We start from the raw sequence: 3,829 nt of genomic DNA, 5'->3' as shown, positions 1-3,829 counted from the left end.
AGGGGAGAGGGAGTCATGCGCTTACAGATCGAACTTGATGCCCTGAGCCAGCGGCAGCGCGTTGGAGTAGTTGATGGTGTTGGTCTGGCGACGCATGTAGACCTTCCACGCATCCGAGCCGGATTCGCGGCCGCCGCCGGTTTCCTTCTCGCCGCCGAACGCGCCGCCAATCTCGGCACCCGACGTACCGATGTTGACGTTGGCGATACCGCAATCCGAACCGGCCGCCGACAGATACTGCTCGGCCGCTTTCAGGTTCGTGGTGAAGATCGACGACGACAGGCCCTGCGGCACGCTGTTCTGCAGCGCGATGGCTTCGTCCAGCGTCTTGAACGGCATCACGTAGAGGATCGGCGCGAAGGTTTCCGTCTGTACCACCTCGTCGCTGTTCTTCAAACCGGTGACGATGGCGGGCAGCACGAAGTTGCCCTTGCGATCGGTGAGTGCGGCACCGCCGGTGCGCACCGTGCCGCCGCTGGCCTTGGCCTTCTCGATCGCGGCAAGATAGGCGCTCACGGCTTCCTTGCTGTTGAGCGGGCCCATCAGCGTGGTGGGAAGGGTGGGATCGCCGATCTTGCCTTCCACCTGCTTGTACGCGGCAATCAGCGTGTCGGTGACTTCGTTGATGATCGATTCGTGCACGAACAGGCGGCGCGTGGTGGTGCAGCGCTGACCGGCGGTGCCGACGGCGCCGAACACGATGGCCGGAATCGCCAGCTTCAGATCCGCGCTTTCGTCCACGATGATCGCGTTATTGCCGCCCAGTTCCAGCAGCGAGCGGCCCATGCGATGCGCCACGCGCTCGCCCACCATGCGGCCCACCTTGGTGGAGCCGGTGAAGCTGATCAGCGGAATGCGCTTGTCGTCCACGAACGCCTGCGAAAGATCGGTGCCCGCATCGTTGAACAGGAAGAACAGGTCCGGATAGCCGGCGGCCTTCAGCGCTTCATTGCAGATCTTCATCGTGGCAATGGCCGACAGCGGCGTCTTCGGCGACGGCTTCCAGATGCAGATGTCGCCGCAGATGGCGGCGAGCATCGCGTTCCACGCCCACACCGCGACCGGGAAGTTGAACGCGCTGATGATGCCGACGATGCCCAGCGGCTGGTACTGCTCGTACATGCGGTGGCCCGGGCGCTCGGAGTGCATCGTGTAGCCGTAGAGCATGCGGCTCTGGCCCACCGCGAAGTCGGCGATGTCGATCATCTCCTGCACTTCGCCGTCGCCTTCGGGCTTGATCTTGCCCATTTCCAGCGCGACCAGCGAACCCAGCGCATCCTTGTGCTTGCGCAGCGCTTCGCCGCACAGGCGCACGGCTTCGCCGCGCTGCGGGGCAGGGGTGGTGCGCCATACCTTGAAGGCTTCCTGCGCGCGCGTGACGATGGTCTCGTAGTCGGCGGCGCTGGTGGCATGCACGGTGCCGATCACCTCGCCCGTCGCCGGATTCAGCGGCTGCAGCGTGCCGGCGCTGGTGGTTTTCGACCATTCGCCTTTGCCGAGGTAGGTACCCGACTGCTCGCCGGTGAGACCGAGCGCCTTGAGGATTTCGTGGGACATGCGTACTCCTGAAACGTGGCGCCAGGCGGCGCCCTGAAAAGGGGGAACGCCTATTCTATCAGGCGGACCTCCCTTGGACCTTTCCGGCGGATCGCGCTGGCCCGCGATCCATGCCAAAATCGCGGCCCATCAGGCACTTCAGCCATGCCCCCGTAGCTCAGTTGGATAGAGCGTCCCCCTCCTAAGGGGAAGGTCGTACGTTCGAATCGTATCGGGGGCACCATTTCTTCGCGCAGGCGCCCTGCGATTCATTTGTGCGTCAGTTGCCGGTGCCGAGTGCATCGAATGCCTGGGCGCGCCCGTGGCAGTCCCCATCCAATTCGCTGTCGCGAGTACTGCTGATCATCAGCATCGGCGCGCGTATCGATTGCTCCGCACCCCACGGGAATACCTTGTGTTTGTCGATGAAGCAGCTCCATCGCAGCAGCCGTTACATCATCGGTATTAACGCGTCACTTGCCGCCTTGCCTACAGGGGTGCAAAAACTAGTGTCGAAAAGATGTTCGGCAAGGCGATGCGCACGATCCATCAAACGAACTTCGTGCGCTGCACAAATGCGCGAAAACCCCGGCAATAAAGCGAAGGCGTCAGTTCGCCGAAAGCTAGGTGGCAGGTTTTCTCAGGAACGGGACGTCAAGTTAATCGCGAGCTGAATCGCCCCGGTTTTTGTCTGCACACTTGTCAACGCGGGCCAAAGCCGCTCGTTCATGGCGATTGCGCAAGGTGAGGGGCACGCGATGGAAGCAGGATGCTGGAGGAGACACCATCGGCAAGGCGCAAAAGAACAGTTGACCCCACCCGACGCATGCATGCCGCTTTCTCCAGCAACGGTGAGGCGGCAGATTCCAAAACGTAACGTCCGCTCACAGACATAGGAATTTGCCATGAATGCAAAGTCGACTCTTACCGTCATCGGTCTCGTCATCGGTGCAGCACTCGCCTCCGGCTCGGCGATGGCGCAAACCGACGTCCCCGGTCATCCCCGCGTCAACGAAGTGAATAATCGCCTGGAAAACCAGCAGGACCGCATCAACAACGGTCTCAAGAACGGCACCATGACCCAGAAGCAGGCCGCGCGCGACGAAACGCACGATGCCAACATCGCCCGCCGTGAGAGCGTGGACGAGGCCAAGCACGACGGCCACCTGACCAAGCAGGAACAGCGCAACCTCAACCGTTCCGAAAATCACAACAGCCGCGCCATCTATCGTCAGAAGCACTGATCCCGATCGCAAGTGATCATGCAAGCCCCGAGCCTCCCGTGCATGCACGGGAGGTTTTTTTGTTCGAGCGTTGCATGCGGCACATTCAGCGAATGGCGCCGCTTGGTAAAACGAATCAGCTCCGTTTGAACAGGCGCACGACCGATGCGAAATATCCCGACGGATCGGATTCAAAGGGGGGAAGATCCTCCGTTGTCCGCCACCCGCGTCATCACAGGCCCACGCGCCTCCAAGAACGTGGGGGAACCGTAGGCGGAGCCATTCTTGCGGCACGTATGCCGCAGCGATAGCCGCGTCCGGTGGGCACGGCTTGGAGGCGTAGCCGCCGGTTCTGAATCGGAAAAATTCCGAATCTCAGGGGGCATGCAACCCCTATAATGCTGTCGAGCCGAAGCCGCGCAACGGATTTACCATACAGGGCACGCCAGCTCATGGTCGCTGTACGGGCCGTTCGGTTCGGCGCAGACGGCCTTTGCATACGAGGGGCCTGTCCAACGGGGGAGTTCCAAGATGAACTATAGGCAGCCGCCGCTCAATCGCGCAGTCAATCCCATGAAAATGAATTGGCTATGGCGGTTGACCTGTGAAGTCGGATACGTGGGCGTGGATGACGTTCTGTCTGCGTTGAACGAAGCGGGTATTCGCGTGAGCCGGGAGCGTGCGCTCGGATGGTTCAAATCAGAGGGAGAGGACGGTTACTTCCCTCTGACCATCGCCGAGCTGGAACAAAACCTTCGTGCGCTTCAGTCTGTTCGATCCGGCTCGTTGCATGCCACGTTGAGCGGCATCGCTGGCAAGTAGCTTCAAGTCCCATCCTCGCTTTCAGGCGTCCGTGAAATCAGGAGTGGCTCATCCGTTTCATCTTTGGGTCATTGCCACATCCGGCTTTGCGTGTCGGTCCAGTTTTCCTTGCTTAGCCGATCCAGCGCGGCGCCAATCTGCGCGCTGATCTCCTGAAAGTAGTAATAGAGATCCGCACGGCCGATCTTCAGCACGACATTGCCGTTGGTGATGTCGTCTTCGCTGTAAGCGATATGTGCCATCAGCGT

Annotated in this window: 4 protein-coding genes and 1 tRNA gene; 3 read left to right on the top strand and 2 right to left on the bottom strand. The window is 61.0% G+C overall.

Annotated elements, in window-relative coordinates:
• Positions 1–21: 21 nt before the first annotated feature.
• On the bottom strand, positions 22–1,557 hold the full coding sequence (gene amaB / locus DWU99_RS17835; protein ID WP_115479447.1) for an L-piperidine-6-carboxylate dehydrogenase: 1,536 nt from the start codon (positions 1,555–1,557) through the stop codon (positions 22–24).
• Between the two features lie 146 nt (positions 1,558–1,703).
• On the opposite strand from amaB, the gene DWU99_RS17830 reads away from it, so the two are divergent.
• From DWU99_RS17830 to DWU99_RS17820, 3 genes are all read left to right on the top strand, one after another.
• Positions 1,704–1,780, top strand: a tRNA-Arg gene (locus DWU99_RS17830).
• A 661-nt stretch (positions 1,781–2,441) separates the two neighbouring features.
• Positions 2,442–2,780, top strand: coding sequence for a hypothetical protein (locus DWU99_RS17825; RefSeq protein WP_115479446.1), 339 nt, complete (start codon positions 2,442–2,444; stop codon positions 2,778–2,780).
• A 510-nt stretch (positions 2,781–3,290) separates the two neighbouring features.
• Positions 3,291–3,581, top strand: coding sequence for a hypothetical protein (locus tag DWU99_RS17820; protein ID WP_115479445.1), 291 nt, complete (start codon positions 3,291–3,293; stop codon positions 3,579–3,581).
• Positions 3,582–3,649: 68 nt separating this feature from the next.
• Here DWU99_RS17820 and DWU99_RS21045 read toward each other — a convergent pair.
• Positions 3,650–3,829 (bottom strand): hypothetical protein (locus DWU99_RS21045; protein WP_158543348.1); only part of this gene is annotated, 180 nt, incomplete at its 5' end.

The sequence above is a fragment of the Dyella psychrodurans genome, assembly GCF_003363265.1.
Taxonomy (GTDB): domain Bacteria; phylum Pseudomonadota; class Gammaproteobacteria; order Xanthomonadales; family Rhodanobacteraceae; genus Dyella_B; species Dyella_B psychrodurans.
The sequence above is the reverse complement of the archived record's forward strand: the minus strand, read 5'-3'. Positions and strand labels throughout refer to the sequence as shown.